The 14,989-nt window shown below is 65.5% G+C and carries 14 protein-coding genes and 1 pseudogene; 7 read left to right on the top strand and 8 right to left on the bottom strand.

Annotated elements, in window-relative coordinates; all coding sequences use genetic code 11:
* Nucleotides 1-234: 234 nt before the first annotated feature.
* Nucleotides 235-2,064, bottom strand: a complete 1,830-nt coding sequence (locus tag ASE69_RS13740) for an ABCB family ABC transporter ATP-binding protein/permease (RefSeq protein WP_056487647.1) — start codon at nucleotides 2,062-2,064, stop codon at nucleotides 235-237.
* Nucleotides 2,065-2,197: 133 nt separating this feature from the next.
* Between ASE69_RS13740 and ASE69_RS13745 the strand changes: the two genes are divergently transcribed.
* Nucleotides 2,198-2,428: a hypothetical protein gene (locus tag ASE69_RS13745; protein ID WP_056487649.1), complete on the top strand. Its 231-nt coding sequence runs from the start codon at nucleotides 2,198-2,200 to the stop codon at nucleotides 2,426-2,428.
* A gap of 72 nt (nucleotides 2,429-2,500) precedes the next feature.
* On the opposite strand, the gene ASE69_RS13750 is transcribed toward ASE69_RS13745, so the two are convergent.
* The 4 genes from ASE69_RS13750 to crtY all read right to left on the bottom strand — a co-directional run bounded on the left by ASE69_RS13750 (nucleotide 2,501) and on the right by crtY (nucleotide 7,052).
* The gene (locus tag ASE69_RS13750; RefSeq protein WP_082453121.1) at nucleotides 2,501-3,448 is read right to left on the bottom strand and encodes a phytoene/squalene synthase family protein; all 948 of its coding nucleotides are present in this window, start codon (nucleotides 3,446-3,448) and stop codon (nucleotides 2,501-2,503) included.
* Between the two features lie 184 nt (nucleotides 3,449-3,632).
* Nucleotides 3,633-4,214 carry a TIGR00730 family Rossman fold protein gene (locus tag ASE69_RS13755; RefSeq protein WP_056487652.1) on the bottom strand — a complete coding sequence of 194 codons (582 nt, stop codon included), beginning with the start codon at nucleotides 4,212-4,214 and terminating at the stop codon, nucleotides 3,633-3,635.
* A 196-nt stretch (nucleotides 4,215-4,410) separates the two neighbouring features.
* On the bottom strand, nucleotides 4,411-5,889 hold the full coding sequence (locus tag ASE69_RS13760) for a phytoene desaturase (protein ID WP_056487654.1): 1,479 nt from the start codon (nucleotides 5,887-5,889) through the stop codon (nucleotides 4,411-4,413).
* Nucleotides 5,886-7,052 (bottom strand): lycopene beta-cyclase CrtY, encoded by a 1,167-nt coding sequence (crtY, locus tag ASE69_RS13765; protein ID WP_056487657.1) that lies wholly within the window; start codon nucleotides 7,050-7,052, stop codon nucleotides 5,886-5,888. The genes ASE69_RS13760 and crtY overlap by 4 nt, the downstream gene beginning before the upstream one ends.
* 510 nt (nucleotides 7,053-7,562) lie before the next feature.
* Between crtY and ASE69_RS13770 the strand changes: the two genes are divergently transcribed.
* Nucleotides 7,563-8,114: a GNAT family N-acetyltransferase gene (locus ASE69_RS13770; RefSeq protein WP_056487659.1), complete on the top strand. Its 552-nt coding sequence runs from the start codon at nucleotides 7,563-7,565 to the stop codon at nucleotides 8,112-8,114.
* Here ASE69_RS13770 and ASE69_RS13775 read toward each other — a convergent pair.
* From ASE69_RS13775 to ASE69_RS22610, 3 genes are all read right to left on the bottom strand, one after another.
* Nucleotides 8,098-8,298 carry a hypothetical protein gene (locus ASE69_RS13775; RefSeq protein WP_056487663.1) on the bottom strand — a complete coding sequence of 67 codons (201 nt, stop codon included), beginning with the start codon at nucleotides 8,296-8,298 and terminating at the stop codon, nucleotides 8,098-8,100. The genes ASE69_RS13770 and ASE69_RS13775 overlap by 17 nt on opposite strands.
* Before the next feature lie 118 nt (nucleotides 8,299-8,416).
* The gene (locus ASE69_RS13780; RefSeq protein WP_056487666.1) at nucleotides 8,417-10,378 is read right to left on the bottom strand and encodes a glycoside hydrolase family 127 protein; all 1,962 of its coding nucleotides are present in this window, start codon (nucleotides 10,376-10,378) and stop codon (nucleotides 8,417-8,419) included.
* A 72-nt stretch (nucleotides 10,379-10,450) separates the two neighbouring features.
* Nucleotides 10,451-10,807 carry a hypothetical protein gene (locus tag ASE69_RS22610; protein ID WP_235518776.1) on the bottom strand — a complete coding sequence of 119 codons (357 nt, stop codon included), beginning with the start codon at nucleotides 10,805-10,807 and terminating at the stop codon, nucleotides 10,451-10,453.
* Between the two features lie 20 nt (nucleotides 10,808-10,827).
* Here ASE69_RS22610 and ASE69_RS23490 point away from each other — a divergent pair.
* From ASE69_RS23490 to ASE69_RS13805, 5 genes and pseudogenes are all read left to right on the top strand, one after another.
* Nucleotides 10,828-11,256 (top strand): annotated as a pseudogene (locus tag ASE69_RS23490) (sterol desaturase family protein); the annotation flags it as partial.
* Entirely contained in the window at nucleotides 11,162-11,596 is a 435-nt protein-coding gene (locus ASE69_RS23015) for a DUF2141 domain-containing protein (RefSeq protein ID WP_321163579.1), read from the top strand. The pseudogene ASE69_RS23490 and the gene ASE69_RS23015, both read left to right, overlap by 95 nt.
* Before the next feature lie 69 nt (nucleotides 11,597-11,665).
* Nucleotides 11,666-12,529 (top strand): MipA/OmpV family protein, encoded by an 864-nt coding sequence (locus ASE69_RS13795; protein ID WP_156362338.1) that lies wholly within the window; start codon nucleotides 11,666-11,668, stop codon nucleotides 12,527-12,529.
* Between the two features lie 391 nt (nucleotides 12,530-12,920).
* Nucleotides 12,921-13,913 carry a ferritin-like domain-containing protein gene (locus tag ASE69_RS13800; protein ID WP_056064415.1) on the top strand — a complete coding sequence of 331 codons (993 nt, stop codon included), beginning with the start codon at nucleotides 12,921-12,923 and terminating at the stop codon, nucleotides 13,911-13,913.
* Nucleotides 13,914-13,962: 49 nt separating this feature from the next.
* Complete coding sequence (locus tag ASE69_RS13805) at nucleotides 13,963-14,985, top strand: ferritin-like domain-containing protein (RefSeq protein WP_056487672.1); 1,023 nt, start codon at nucleotides 13,963-13,965, stop codon at nucleotides 14,983-14,985.
* Nucleotides 14,986-14,989: the final 4 nt, after the last annotated feature.

The following is a 14,989-nucleotide window of genomic DNA, read 5'->3' on the forward strand; positions in this document are numbered from 1 at the left end:
GGGGAAACGCACAAGTCCCAGGACGCCGTCGCCAAGCTTGTTTCCCCGCGACGGCGGGGACCCAGACTGGGCTCCCGCCTTCGCGGGAGAACAAGGAAGGGAGGCTGCCGTTCGAATGCGACCGCCGTACTTGCGTCATGGGATGAGAACGGAACACGTCCGACGCGCTGCGGGAGCGGCGGCGTGGGCGTGAGCGCGCCTATAAACGACGGCTACGCACGGCGGCCCGCGCCCCTACTCCGCTGCCAACGCCCCATCGTCATCCCCGGCGCGCTCCTGCGCCTGCCGGTTCCACATCTCCGCATACACGCCACCCTGCCGCAGCAGCTCCGCGTGCGTCCCCTTCTCGACGATCCGCCCCGCCTCAAGCACGACGATCTGGTCCGCATGCACCACGGTGGACAGCCGATGCGCGATCACGATCGTCGTACGCCCGCGCTCGATCGCCTCCAGCGTGTCGAGGATTTCGGCCTCGGTCCGGCTGTCCAGCGCCGACGTAGCCTCGTCCAGGATCAAAATCGGCGGGTTCTTGAGCAGCGTCCGGGCGATCGCCACGCGCTGTTTCTCGCCGCCCGACAGCTTCAACCCACGCTCGCCCACGCGCGTCTCATACCCGAGCGGCTGACGCTCGATGAACCCGGCAATCGCCGCACCCTTCGCCGCAACCTCGACCTCGGGCATCTCCGCGCCCTCGCGACCATAGGCGATATTGTACCCGATCGTGTCGTTGAACAGCACCGTATCCTGCGGCACGATCCCGATCGCCGCGCGCAAAGACGCCTGCCGAACCTGCGCGATATCCTGCCCATCGACGGTAATCCGCCCGCCTGTCAGATCGTAAAACCGGTACAGCAACCGCGCGAGCGTCGACTTGCCCGCCCCCGACGGCCCAACGACGGCCAGCGTAGATCCCGCCGGCACGTCCAGCTCCAGGTCGCGAAGGATCGGCCGCCGCGCGTCATACCCGAACGACACGTTCTCGAACCGCACATGCCCCGCGCTCACCGCCAGTGCAGGCGCATCCGGTGCATCCACCACGGTCGCGGGCGTATCGATCAGGTCGAACATCGCCGCCATGTCGAGCGCACCTTGCCGGATCGTGCGATACACCATCCCCAGCAGGTCGAGCGGCCGGAACAACTGCGCCAGCAGCGTCAACACGAACACCACGTCGCCCGCCGACGCCTCGCCGCGGCTCCACCGCCACACGACGAAGCCCATGCCGCCCGCCAGCATCACGTTGGTGATCAGCGCCTGGCCGAGGTTGAGCCACGCGAGCGAATTCTCGCTCTTCACCGCAGCCTCGGAATACGCGGTGATCGCGCTGTCGTAGCGCCGCGCCTCGCGCTCCTCCGCGCCGAAATACTTCACCGTCTCGAAGTTCAGCAGCGAATCCACCGCATGCGCGACCGCGCCGGTATCGAGGTCGTTCATCCGCGCGCGCAAGGCGTTGCGCCAGTCGGTCACCATCCGCGTGAAGAGGATGTAGCCGACCACCATCACGACGGTCGCGACGACCAACGGCCAGCCGAACTTGGTCCAGAACAGCCCGAGCACCAGCACCAGTTCGAAGACGGTGGGCGCGATGTTGAACAGCAGAAAATACAGCATCGTGTCGATGCTCTTGGTCCCGCGCTCGACCACCTTGGTGACCGCGCCCGTCCGCCTGGACAGGTGAAAATCGAGGCTCAGCGCATGCAGATGGCGAAACACCTGCGCCGCCAGTCGCCGCGACGCGTCCTGCCCGACGCGCTCGAACACCGCATTGCGCAGATTGTCGAACAGCGTCGTCCCGAACCGCGAGGCGGCATACCCCACCACCAGCAACACGACCAAGGTCAGCGCTCCGCGATCGTTCCCCGCCATCCGGTCGACCGCATATTTCAGCGTGAACGCCGCGCCGAACACCTGGATCAGCTTCGACGCGATCACGAGCAGCATCGCGACGACGATCCGCGCCTTCAGCTTGGGCTGCCCCGCCGGCCATAGGAACGGCAGGAAGCGACGGAGCGTCGGCAGCAAGGGCTGGTCCGCGCGGGTGGAGGTGTAGGTGTCAGGTGGCATGGATCGATGCGATGTAGGCGCAGTCAAGCCCCGGCGAAAGCAGTTGGGGGAACAATCCTGCCACTTCGTCGCTTTTGTTATCGTGTCCGATGTCGGCCACGTCGCCTGCCACCGCGAGCCACTGGAGAATGAAATGGAACCGCTGTTCTACGTCATGGCCATCATGGGCTGCGGTGACGGCAATGTGAATTGCACCGAGGCGCGGGTCATTCCGGCGCGCTACGAGACGATGGCGCAGTGCCGTGCGGCGCTGCCCGACCAGTTGGCGCAGAACACGGACGTTCCGTACCCGATGATCGGCGCGAATTGCCGTGCGCAGGGCCAATTGATGGCGAAGGCCGGCAAGGCCAAGCCACAGGGCTAGACTGTTTCCCCGCGAAGGCGGGGACCCAGACTGGGCTCCCGCCTTCGCGGGAGAACAAATTACCGTCGATGATTACCTAGGCCGCGTCCACAACCGCGCATCCCGCGCTGTCCGCGGATACAGCGTATCCCGCCGAGCCGCTTCCCGCGCCGCCGTCACGATAAACCCCAGCTTCTGCATCCCCGACGTCGTCACCCGGTGATCCCACGCATGCTCACCCCGAGCCGCCACGGTCCGCCCGATCGCCCCATAAATCCCCGCCGCCGACAGAACCGCCCACGCCGAACGGAACGATAGCGCCGGCGTCCCCTCCCGCGCACTCGCCTCGAACGCCGCAGCCCGATCCGCCATCCGCTTCGTCAACACCGCGAGGCGCGAGCGAAACGGCGGCTTCATGTGCTGACCCGGCGGAAAGTCCATCTCCACCAGCCAGTCCTCGGGCAGATAGCATCGCCCGACCCGATCATCCTCCTCGACATCGCGCGCGATATTGGCGAGCTGGAACGCCATCCCCAAGTCGCACGCACGATCGAGCGTGTCCTCGTCGTCGGGATCGACGCCCATCGCGATCGCCATCATGCACCCGACGACACCCGCGACATGGTAGCAATATTTGTAGAGGTCGTTCTCCGACCGCGGCCGCCACTCGCGCGCATCCAGCGCGAATCCCTCGACCAGATCGCGCGCGAACCGCTTCGGCAGCCGGGTCTCGGCCGCAAAGATCCGCAACGCATCGAACGCCGGCTCGCCCACCACCTCGCCCGCGAGCGCCTGCTCGGTCATCGCCGACAAAGCCACCAACCGCGCCGGAGCGTCGTCGACCACGGTCATGCCGTGCCCATGATCCTGCCCATCCGCGATATCATCACACCGCCGACACCAAGCATACAGCAACCAAGCCCGCTCCCGCGTTGGCTTGTCGAACAACAGGCTGGCTGCCGCAAAACTCTTCGACCCACGCGAGATCGACTCATGCGCGGTCGCGACGATCGCCTCGCGCGAGGGGAGGGGGTGGGTCACAACCTACCCCCTAGCGCTACCACCATTGCAGGCACCACCCCGGCGAAGGCCGGGGCCCAGTTGGGGGACATCAATTGGCTGGCGCTGCGCGTCGTTACTGCAACCTTCCCTACTGGGCCCCGGCCTCCGCCGGGGTGGCGGCGAACATTGGGATGGCGGCAGGTGCTGGAGTGAGCCCGCAACCTCACAAATCCGACGCGTTCATCCGCACGATCGGCTGCGTCGGCACGTGGCTCGCCATCCGGTCGAGCAACACCTCCAGCGTATCCGCCACGATCAGCAGATCCCGGTGCTGCGGCCGCAAAAACCCAACCTCGCCCATCTTCTCCCAAAACGCGATCAGGTGATCGTAATACCCAGCGGTATTCAGCAACCCAACCGGATCCGCATGATACCCAAGCTGCGCCCAGCTCAGCGCCTCCCACAGCTCGTCCATCGTTCCCGTCCCACCCGGAATCGTCACGAACCCGTCGGAGAGATCGGTGAACATCTGCTTGCGCTGATGCATGCCGCTGACGACGTGCAACTCGGTCAGCCCCCGATGCGCAACCTCCGCATCGACCAAGGCCTGAGGAATGACCCCGATAACCTCGCCGCCGCCTTCAAGCGCCCCATCCGCGATCGCACCCATCAGCCCGGTCCGCCCGCCGCCATAAACGAGCCCAATCCCCCGCTCGGCAAACGCGCGTCCGAGCGCCCGAGCGCCCTCGATATAGGTGGGATCAGCCGGCGTCGCCGACCCGCAATACACAGCAAGTCTCTTCATCCCGCACCGCTAGGGGAAGCGCGCGGGGTGCCGCAAGGAAAGAATGGGTTCACGCGGAGACGCGGAGACGCGGAGGTGTTGCGTTCCGGACAGCGCTCGCGCTGTCTTCACCCGAGTTCCGCAAATCGTTGAAGACACGGTCGCTAAGCGACAAGCGCAACACCTCCGCGTCTCCGCGTCTCCGCGTGAACAAACCTTACTTCTCGCCTTCCAGCATCAACCGCGCCGTAGCCTTCGCACTCCCCACAACCCCCGGAATCCCAGCGCCCGGATGCGTCCCAGCGCCCACGAAGTACAAATTCGGAATATGCTCGTCGCGATTATGCACCCGGAAATACGCGCTCTGCGTCAGCACCGGCTCCAGCGAGAACGCCGACCCCAGATGTGCATTCAGATCCTCCGCGAAATCCTTCGGCGCGTACGAGAACTTCGTCACGATCCGCTCATGGATGTCCGGGATCAACCGCCGCCCGATCTCGTCGAGGATGCGCTTCTCCAGGATCGGCGCGATCTCGTCCCAGTCGACCGGGAATTTCCCGAGATGCGGCACAGGCGCCAACGCATAGAAAGTCGAATGCCCCTCCGGCGCCAGCGAAGGATCGGTCACGGTTGGATGATGCAGGTACAGCGAGAAATCTTCCGACAGCACGCCGTGGTCGTAGATGTCCTCGAGCAGCCCCTTATAGCGCGGCCCGAACAGGATCATGTGGTGCGGGATGCCCGGCCACGTGCCCTTGATCCCGAAATGCACCACGAACAGCGACGGCGAATATTTCTTCCGCTCGAGCGACCCGGTCTTCCGCTTGGCGCTGCGCGAGGTCGCCAGCAGGTCGCGGTAGGTGTGCATGATGTCGCTGTTCGCCGCGATCGCGTCCGCCTGGCCCGACCAGCCGCTCGCGGTCGTCACGCCGGTCGCACGGTCGCCCAGCGTCTCGATCGACGTCACCGGATCGTCGAGCCGCAGCACGCCGCCCAGCCGCTCGAACTGCGTCACCAGCGCCGCCACCAGCCGGTTGGTCCCGCCACGCGCGAACCACACGCCGCCGTCACGCTCCAGCTTGTGGATCAGCGCATAGATCGCGCTCGTCGTCATCGGATTGCCGCCGACCAGCAGTGTGTGGAAGCTCAACGCCTCGCGGAGCTTCTCCGACTTCACGAAGCTCGACACGATCGAATAGACCGACCGCCACGCCTGATACTTCGCCAGCGCCGGCGCCGCCTTGATCATCGATCCGAAGTCGAGGAACGCGACATGGCCGAGCTTCTCATAGCCCTCGTGAAACACCCCCGCCGAATATTGCAGGAACTTCTCGTATCCCGCCCAGTCGCCGGGATGCAGCTTCTCAATCTCGGCGCGCATCTGCACGTCGTCGTTGGTGTAGTCGAAGTTCGTCCCGTCGGGCCAGTTCAGCCGGTAGAACGGCAGCACCGGATCGAGCGTCACGTCCTCGCTCATGTCACGCCCGGTCAGCGCCCACAATTCGCGCAGGCAGTCCGGATCGGTGATGACGGTCGGGCCCGCATCGAAGGTGAATCCGTCCCGCTCCCAGAAATACCCACGCCCGCCCGGCTTGTCGCGGCTCTCGACGATCGTCGTCTGCACGCCCGCGGATTGCAGCCGGATCGCGAGCGCCAGCCCGCCGAAACCTGCGCCGATGACTATTGCGGTCTTCATGATGACATACTGCCTGCGATGGCGCGGACGGCGCGCACGATGGGGACGGGGGGCTTGCCGGTCAGAACCCGAGCCTTGTCGGAAAGCGTCGAGCGTCCGGCGTAGAAACGGCCGATAAGCGAGGGGGAGAGGCGGTAAAAGCGCTCGAGGATGCGGTAGCGTTCCTCCGGCTCGGCGGCGCGGAACAACATCGTGTCGAGCATCCGGTAGAATCCGCGCGACTTCCACGTCGCCCGCGCCATCGCATGCGTCGCATCGTGGAGTTTCGCGCCCGAGAAATCGCCGAGGCCCGCAAGCATGGAAGCAGTCCGAACCGCGTCGGGCAGCGAGTACCCCGTGGTCGGATGGAACATCCCCGCGCGCATGCCGGCCTTCGCCACCCGAGCACCGCCCGACCGCCAATACGCCTCGAAATCGCCCCCCATCGCGACCGGAAGCACGCCGGACTCTTCGCGTACGACGCTCTCGACCGACCAGCCGCGCCCGGCAACATAGTCGTCGATCCGCGCGCCCAGCACCGGAATATCGAGATCGGGCGTGTCGCTGTAATAGGTGTCCTCGACGAACATCCGCTTGGCCGAGAACGGCAGGCAATAGACGAAGCGATACCCGTCGATCTGCGGAATGGTCGCGTCCATCACCATCGGCCGCGGGCTTTCGTGCGGCACGCTCAACGCCAGTTCGCGCCCGAGAAACTTCTGCCACGCGAGATCGAGCAGCGACAAATCGCCCGCCCCCCGCGCGTCGATCACGCCAGTCGCCTCGATCCGGTCGCCATCGGCCAGCACAACCGCGGTCGCACTCGCCCCCGACACCTTCCGCCCGAGCATCAAAGCATGCGGCGGAAGTACGCGGCGAACCTCGCGGTCGAGCCGCGTGCTCTCGATCGAATAATAGGTCGCATCGATCGTCCGCTCATGCGCCGGGAAGCGCACGTCGTATCCGCGCCACGCATGCACCACGAGCGGCGCGACGATCCAGCGATCGCCTTGCGCCACGTCGCTGCCGAAGAACGACCAGAGATGATTGCCGCCGACGACTGGCGCAGCGTCGATCAGCCGCACGTCCAACGCCGGATGCTTTGCTTTCAGCGCCAGCGCAATCATCCCGCCGGCCAAACCCGCGCCAACGATCGCAACGTCGCAGGAGATCGTCGATGCCATGCCTCCGACTAGCGCAAAGCGGGGGACACGAAAACAACCTTTCCGAACCAATCGCCCGCGAAGACAACCTGCGTTGCCGGAGGTGGGGGCAGGGACTCCCTTAGTATCCTCCCCCGCCAGGGGGAGGTGGCTGGCCCTAGCCAGACGGAGGGGGAGGAAAGGGAAACGTGGGTTCTGCATCCTCCCCCTCCGTCACCTCCGGCGACACCTCCCCCTGGCGGGAGAGGATCGAACGATTAAGCATAGCGGCGTGCGAACGTGCGAACGTGCGAACCGTACGAAGAGAAAAAGCCCAACCTGCCCCCCTCCCTGAAAGGGTGGGGCTGGGGGTGGGTCGGCTTCCGCAAGTTCGAACGCTTGCGACTAAGGGGGGTAGGGGGGACTGGCCTCCTCAAACCGGAACGCCAGTGGCTCAAGCTGGCCGACCCACCCCCGACCCCTCCCTTCCAGGGAGGGGAGAGTGCGCGGCGACGGATACCCTTCCACCAAGATCGCTCTTAGACAGTACGAATGCCTACATCCGCCCCCAAACTAACCACCGCCCGCCTGACCCTAACCGCCCACGCCGCCACCGACCTCGAAGACTGCGCCACGATGTGGACCGACCCGCGCGTCTACACGATGATCGGTGGCCAGCCGCGCACCCGAGAGGACGTCTGGATCCGCCTCCTCCGCTCGATCGGCCAATGGACGCTGTTCGGCTACGGCAGCTGGATCGCGCGAGACACCGCCGGCAACCTGATCGGCGAACTCGGCCTCATCGAAGCCCGCAGAGCCATCGAGCCCCCGATCGACGCCACCCCCGAAGTCGGCTGGACGCTAGCCGGCGACGCGCAAGGCAAGGGCTACGCCTCCGAAGCGCTCGCCGCGATCCTCGCCTGGACCGACGCGCGCATCCCCGCGACAACCTGCATCATAGACCCCGCCAACGCCCCCTCGATCCGTCTCGCGGAACGGCTGGGCTACGGCTTGCGCACCACGGGCACCTACCGAGACGCCCCGATTCTGATCTTCGACCGAGTCGCGGCGTCGCAAAGTCCCGGCGCTATTTCTGCGCAGTAACCACCGGAGTCTGCACCGACGCGATCGGCATGGGATCGCCCGCCCGATCGTAGAACGCCATCAACACCAGCCCCAGCGCCAATATACTCCCCGCGATCACATAGATCAGGCTCTTGTGATCCCTGCCGGAATTAGCGCTGGTATTCGTGCCGGTATCCCCGCGCGCGGCGTTTTGATGTGCCATGCATCTCTCTCCGTATTGGCAGGTCGTCCTGCTCTGGAGAGGGAGGCTATCAGGTTTCGCCGCACTGCATAGAGGCTAATGCAACCGCATCGAACGCGCCGGGAAAACACCGCCCGACCTACGCCAATCCCGGCGCGATCGGCCAATAGGTCGCATACCGCTCATGCGCGACGCGGAAATACGGCACCATCCGCACCGGCTGCCGGTCCGCCGCGAGGATCGTGAACTCCAGCGGCCGGTCCCCCGCGCGCATCTTCTGCGCAATCGTATCGGGATCGCCCGCCAGCGTCGGCGGCGCAAACGGCGCGGCATTATACTCGCCATATTTGCGCTCGTTGACGATGATGTCCGATCCCGGCGCCAGCCCCTCGCGCCCGAAGCTCCCCGCCATCACCAGCGGCCCATAAGTGAACGCGACGATATCCGGCGCGGCCGGCGATCGCTCGACCCCGGGTCGCATATCCAGCCGCAGTTCCACCGTATCGCCGTCGCGCCACCCCCGCGCCAATTCCAGATACCGCCCCGGATTGGTCGACCGCACCGCCTCGACCCCGTTTACCAGCACCACCGCGGTCCGGCTCCACCCCGGATGCCGCAGCTTCAGCGTCAGCGCGGCCGGTCGCTTCAACGTCCAGCGCAGCGTCGTCGTCGCGGTGTCGGGGAACGCCGTCACCTGCGTCAGCACCGCGTCCTTGTCCTTCCAGCGCACGGCGGAGGGCACGAACAAATTCACGTACAGCGCGCGGTCGTCGTGGAAATAGATCGAGTCGCGATATTTGACGTGGTTCTCCATCCCTGTGCCGGTGCAGCACCAGAACGAGTTCTCGGGCGTGTGATACAGCTTCATGTACCCCGGCCGCGCACCCTGGAAGTACGTCGCCATGCCGCTGTCCGGGTCCTGCGACGCGAGAATCCCGTTATACAGCGTCCGCTCGTAATAATCGGCATAGCCCGCCTGCGGATCGTGCAGGAACAGCGCCCGCGTCAGCTTCAGCATGTTGTGCTGGCAACACGTCTCCGATCCCTTCGCCGACAGGACATGCTCGGCGAAATCGGCGACCGGAAAGAAATGCTCGTTGTCGCCGTGCCCGCCGGTCGCGAACGACCGCGTCAGCGCCACCGTCTTCCAGAAGAATTCGGACGCATCGCGGTATTCGGGCTTTCCCGTCACCTCCCACACCCGCTGGAAGCCGATGATCTTCGGCACCTGCGTATTGGCATGCAGCCCGTCGAGATGGTCGCGGCTCTTGGCCAGCGGCGCAAGGATCGCCTTGTGCGAGAACCGCTCCGCCATCGTCCGATACTCGGCGGTCCCGGTCATCGTGTAGAGGTCGGCGAACACCTCGTTCATGCCGCCATGCTCGGTATCCAGCATGGTCTCGAACTGCGCGTCGCTCAGCGGACGGCTCGCGACCACCGCCCAGTCCGCCAGCCGCAGCAGCACCGCGCGCGCCGTGCCGCTGTCCGCCAGCAACGTCGCATCGCGCAGGCCCGCATACACCTTGTGCAGCGTGTACCACGGCACGCCGGTGATCGGATCGCCGCGCAGATGCGCCGCCACCAGCGCCGGCCCGTCGGGGAATGCGCAGACCAGCCCGGTCCCCGACGCCGCCTGGCACGCCGCCAGTTCGCGCGCGATATGGTCGATCCGCGCCTTGAACCGTCGGTCGCCGGTCGATCGATACGCGAGCGCGCACGCCGACAGATAATGCCCCAGCGTATGCCCGTGGCAGTTGATGTCCGCCCACAGCGGATCCGATTCCCAGCCGCCATAGACCGGCGCCTTCGGTGCCAGCCCGGCATTCACCCGGAAATTGTGGAGCATCCGGTCGGGTTGCAGCGCGAGTAGATACGCCTCGGTCTTGCGCTGCGCATGCAGGAACGGCCCCTCGCCGAGCGTGACGTCGGCTAGGTCGAACGCCTGCAATGTCGCGGTCGGCACCGTCACGGGCACCACCTCTGGCGGCACGAACGCAAACGCCTGCGAACCGATCGACAGCGAGCCCACGGTCAGCGCCCCGGTCGCGACACCCGTCAGGAATTTCCGGCGGGATTGGCCCCCGCGGCACAGCTCGACCATAACGACACCCTCTTATGCTATCATTATTTGTCTGAGTAGCAGGCGTGTCGTGCAGGCGAAAGAGGCAGAGGGTCAGGGTACCCGGTGCGCGCAGACGTAGCCGGCGAACCGGGGCACGAGCCGCGTCGTCTGCATCGCGCCCATCGTCACCGAGGTCTGGCACGCCAGTCCGTCGCGGTGGGCGCAACGCCGGTCCGCGATATTGACGGCAGCCAGCCGCGCGCGGTCCAGCCGCGACAGGCTCCGCTCGAACCCGTCCTGGAGATAATCGAGGTCGCCGGGGGTAATCGTCCGTACACGGCGTGCCGGGCACAGCCTGTCGGTACGCCGCCCCAGCGCCTCGAACCCTGCACGGGTCGCGGGGGGCATACCGGAATACCCCGTTACGGTCAGGATCAACGCGAGCAGAACCATCGACGACTCCATCATGCTGTATCGCCCGCGACTATCACGCGACTGCAACCACGTCTCGCGGCCCCCCTGGTCGAGGCGCTCCAATCACCGGCGCTGTGGTAATTCCGCTACGGGTGCGGTTGATTCCGATCAACATCGGCGCGCCGGGTCTGGTACTGACGATCACGACGGCTATGGGGTAACGCATCGCATGAGGTGGGGAGGTTTTCCCCCGGTTCATGTGGCGGGGCGCATGGGGCGGCTGGCTGATCACGGCGAGCCATCATCGGCGACATCACGAACGACACGGGTGCAACTATGGCCTCTATTTCCGCTTTTGGGATCGGCTCTGCGGCACCGACAAGCAACGCGGCGATCTTGCCGGCGCGCATGCGAAAGCGGCTGTTCGTAGTCGCGGCAGCAACGACGTGGGCGATGCTGTCGGCGGCGGCGCCCGTCACGCGGCTCGACGTCCAGGTCAACAATCTCCGCTCGTCGAAGGGGATGATCCGGATCTGCCTTACCGCGGACCCCGACAATTTCCCCGCCTGCGTCGACGACGCCAAGGCACTGACGCGGACGCTGCCCGCCAGTGTCCACGCCACCAGCTTTTCGGGCCTTCCCCAGCGCGGCTATGCGCTCGCGATCATCCATGACGAGAACAGCAATGCGAAGCTCGATACGATCGCGGGCATCCCGCGCGAGGGCTATGGTTTCTCGCGCAATGCCGCGGTCCGCTTCGGCCCGCCGCGTTTCGATGCCGCCCGGTTCATGCTTGCCGGTGATGCCGAAATGCAACAGGTAAAAATGCGTTACATCTTCTGACCGATCGCAGCGGACCGAAAACGGTTTTACCGCGTTGCGACGTGGAACCTTTTTCTCCGGAGCATTTCCTTGCGCGCATTCACCCTTCTCATGTCTGCCGCAATTGCGGTGCTGGCAACCGCCACCCCGGTGCTCGCCCAGACCGATCCGAACCCGTCGCCAACGATCACGGACCCGCGCGATAACAACCGTATCACCATAGCGGTCGGTGCGGTGTCGATGCCCGATTACGAGGGTGCGGACAGCAATTCCTTCACCCCCGCCGGCGCGATCGTCGGCACGGTGCGCGGGCATGACTTCTTCCTCCGCGGCACGCAGCTCTATTTCAACCTGATCCCGAACACGGGCGAAGTCGGCATCAACTACGAAGTCGGCGTCATCGGCGGCATCCGCCGCGATCGCACCGGCGACATCGACAACCGCCAGGTCCGCGCACTCGGCAAGATCGATACCGCGTATGAACTCGGCGGCTATGTCGGCATTGGCAAGACCGGCGTCATCACCAGCGATTACGACACGATCACCGCGCGCGTCGCGTACGTCCACGACGTCTCGGGCACCTATGACAGCTACGTCATCACCCCGCAGGTGAACTACACCACGCCGCTGTCGGTCCGCACGCTCGTCTCGCTCGGCGTGTCGGCGGATTACGCCGGCAAGGGCTTCGGCCGCACCTACGCGGCCGTGACACCGATCGGTACGCTGAACAGCGGCCTGCGCACCTACGACATCAACGACAGCGGCTTCCGTCGCGCGAACGCCTCGCTGTTCGTCGTGCAGAGTCTCTCGGGCGATCTGCGCCACGGCTTCGGCGTCGGCGCGGGCGTCCTCTACGGCCGCATGCTCGGCAAGTACAAGAACACGCCGATCGTCGCCGACGTCGGCGATGCGGACCAGTGGCTCTACGCCCTCGGCCTGACCTACACCTTCTAAGCTATCGATTTCGGCGGATCCGGCTCGGCCCGATCCGCCGAATGCGTTACCTTTTCTCTCTCTCCGGTAGGGAGAGAAAAGAGGGCCTGCCGGGCGTTTTCCGGGAAGACCAGGGAAAGGTGAAGCCGGCATCCAGCCGCCACCAAAACCCCAATCATCGCAAGCAGGTAAGCCTCTCTGCCGGGTCGTGAAATTTATTTCATCGCACCCCCTTGAAGCGTGCATCCATTATTCATCCGCGTACGTTCCTCGCCACGGACGGCTTTTTTTATGTCCGTAATTGAGCGCGTTACGAGCGGGATTCGAGCAATCGACCCGATCGGGGCATGCCCCGTTGCGCGACTGCCGCAGAGCATTTCGACGTCCGCAACAGCAAGGGGAGGACCCTGATATGACCGAGAGCGTGCACCTGATCGAAGCCCTCGATGCGCGAGTGGAACGCCGCAGCGAGCGACGTGAATTCTTCAAGACCGCGCTGGGCGCCGCTGCGATGACCGCAGCCGGTGCGACCGCGCTGTCCTTCTCCACGTCGGCGTCGGCACAGACGATCACCGATGCGGACGTCCTGAACTTCGCACTCAACCTCGAATATCTCGAGGCGCAGTTCTATTCCTACGCCGCCTACGGCACCGGCCTCGACAACAGCCTGCTCAGCGGTACCAGCACGCAGGGCGCGGTTCGTGGCGGTCGCCAGGTCAATTTCACCGACCCCATCGTGCGCCAGTACGCACGTGAGATCGCGCAGGACGAGATCGCCCACGTCAAGTTCCTCCGCACCGCACTCGGCACCGCCGCCGTCGCGCAGCCGGTGATCGACGTCAGCGTCTCGCCGACCAGCGCATTCTCGCTCGCGGCACAGGCTGCTGGCCTCGTCCCCGCCGGCACCGCGTTCGATCCCTATGCTTCGGACGAAGCGTTCCTGCTCGGTGCGTTCATCTTCGAAGACGTCGGCGTGACCGCATACAAGGGCGCTGCCCCGCTGCTCACCAGCAAGGCCTATCTCGAAGCCGCCGCCGGCCTGCTCGCGGTCGAGGCGTATCACGCCGCGATCGTCCGCACGACGCTGTACGGCAAGGGCATCGCGACCCCGTCGCTGCGCCAGTCGGCCGATGCGATCTCGAATGCACGCGACAGCCTCGACGGTACGACCGATCTCGATCAGGGCATCTCGCCCATCTCGCAGACGCCGATCAACCTGAGCACGACGCAGGCCGCGGTCACCGCGTCGAACATCGTTCCGCTCGATGCGAACGGCGTCGCCTTCAGCCGCTCGGCCAGCCAGGTGCTCAACATCGTGTACCTCAACAAGGGTGCGGCGTCGGCAGGCGGGTTCTACCCGAACGGCATGAACGGCAACATCAAGACGAGCATCGCGGCAAGCTGATCGGTCATCCGATCACCCGCTCTTCTTCGATATTCAGGGGATTAACCCAATGACCGATCTCAATACCAAGCTGGAAATATTCGACGCGATCGCCAGCCGTCGCAACGAACGTCGTAACTTCCTGCGCTTCGCCGGCGGTTCCGCTCTCGCCATCGGCGGCGCCACGCTGCTCTCGGCATGCGGCAGCGACGATTCCGATCTAGCACCGACCCCGACTCCGGGACCGGCGCCGGTCGCAGCACTCAACGACGCCGACGTGCTCAACGTCGCTCTCAACCTCGAATATCTCGAAGCGCAGTTCTACGCGTTCGCGGCATTCGGTGTCGGCCTCAACGCCAACATGCTGACCGGCATCGGTACGCAGGGTGCCGTCACCGGCGGTGCACAGGTGCCGTTCCAGGACACCGTCGTCCGTGAATACGCGCGCGAAATCGCGATCGACGAAGTCGCACACGTCGCCTTCCTGCGCTCGGCCCTCGGCAGCGCCGCCGTCGCCCAGCCTGCGATCGACATCTCGGTCGGCACGGCAGCCGCTCCGGGTGCGTTCACCGCGGCCGCCCGTGCGGCTGGCGTCATCGGTGCGACGGGTGTGTTCAACCCCTATGCCGACGACAACAGCTTCCTGCTCGGCGCGTACATCTTCGAGGACGTCGGTGTGTCGGCCTATAAGGGCGCAGCACCGCTGATCGCCAACAAGACCTATCTCGAGGCGGCCGCCGGCATCCTCGCCGCAGAGGCGTATCACGCAGGCCTGATCCGCACGATCCTGTACCGCAAGGGTCTGCAGACGCCGAACCCGATCCCGTCGCTCATCACTGCCGCGAACCAGATCAGCGACGCACGCGACAGCCTCGACGGCTCGAGCGACGACGACCAGGGCATCACCGGGTCGGATCCGACGATCTCGAACATCGTGCCCACCGACGCGAACGGCCTGGCCTACAGCCGCTCGGTCGCTCAGGTGCACAACATCGTCTACCTGACGCCCACTGCGAAGATCGGCGGCGGCTTCTTCCCCAACGGGACCAACAACCGCCTCGACTCGCTGCGGACAAGCGGCGCCAACGCGTGATCGC

It is taken from the genome of Sphingomonas sp. Leaf208 (assembly GCF_001421415.1).
Lineage (GTDB): Bacteria > Pseudomonadota > Alphaproteobacteria > Sphingomonadales > Sphingomonadaceae > Sphingomonas.

Bases quoted from the DNA above. Each gene is read 5' to 3' on its own strand.
- ASE69_RS13740 (WP_056487647.1), bottom strand. From the start codon at position 2,064: ATGCCACCTGACACCTACACCTCCACCCGCGCGGACCAGCCCTTGCTG.
- ASE69_RS13745 (WP_056487649.1), top strand. From the start codon at position 2,198: ATGGAACCGCTGTTCTACGTCATGGCCATCATGGGCTGCGGTGACGGC.
- ASE69_RS13755 (WP_056487652.1), bottom strand. From the start codon at position 4,214: ATGAAGAGACTTGCTGTGTATTGCGGGTCGGCGACGCCGGCTGATCCC.
- ASE69_RS13760 (WP_056487654.1), bottom strand. From the start codon at position 5,889: ATGAAGACCGCAATAGTCATCGGCGCAGGTTTCGGCGGGCTGGCGCTC.
- crtY (WP_056487657.1), bottom strand. From the start codon at position 7,052: ATGGCATCGACGATCTCCTGCGACGTTGCGATCGTTGGCGCGGGTTTG.
- ASE69_RS13770 (WP_056487659.1), top strand. From the start codon at position 7,563: ATGCCTACATCCGCCCCCAAACTAACCACCGCCCGCCTGACCCTAACC.
- ASE69_RS13775 (WP_056487663.1), bottom strand. From the start codon at position 8,298: ATGGCACATCAAAACGCCGCGCGCGGGGATACCGGCACGAATACCAGC.
- ASE69_RS13780 (WP_056487666.1), bottom strand. From the start codon at position 10,378: ATGGTCGAGCTGTGCCGCGGGGGCCAATCCCGCCGGAAATTCCTGACG.
- ASE69_RS22610 (WP_235518776.1), bottom strand. From the start codon at position 10,807: ATGATGGAGTCGTCGATGGTTCTGCTCGCGTTGATCCTGACCGTAACG.
- ASE69_RS23015 (WP_321163579.1), top strand. From the start codon at position 11,162: ATGCGAAAGCGGCTGTTCGTAGTCGCGGCAGCAACGACGTGGGCGATG.
- ASE69_RS13800 (WP_056064415.1), top strand. From the start codon at position 12,921: ATGACCGAGAGCGTGCACCTGATCGAAGCCCTCGATGCGCGAGTGGAA.
- ASE69_RS13805 (WP_056487672.1), top strand. From the start codon at position 13,963: ATGACCGATCTCAATACCAAGCTGGAAATATTCGACGCGATCGCCAGC.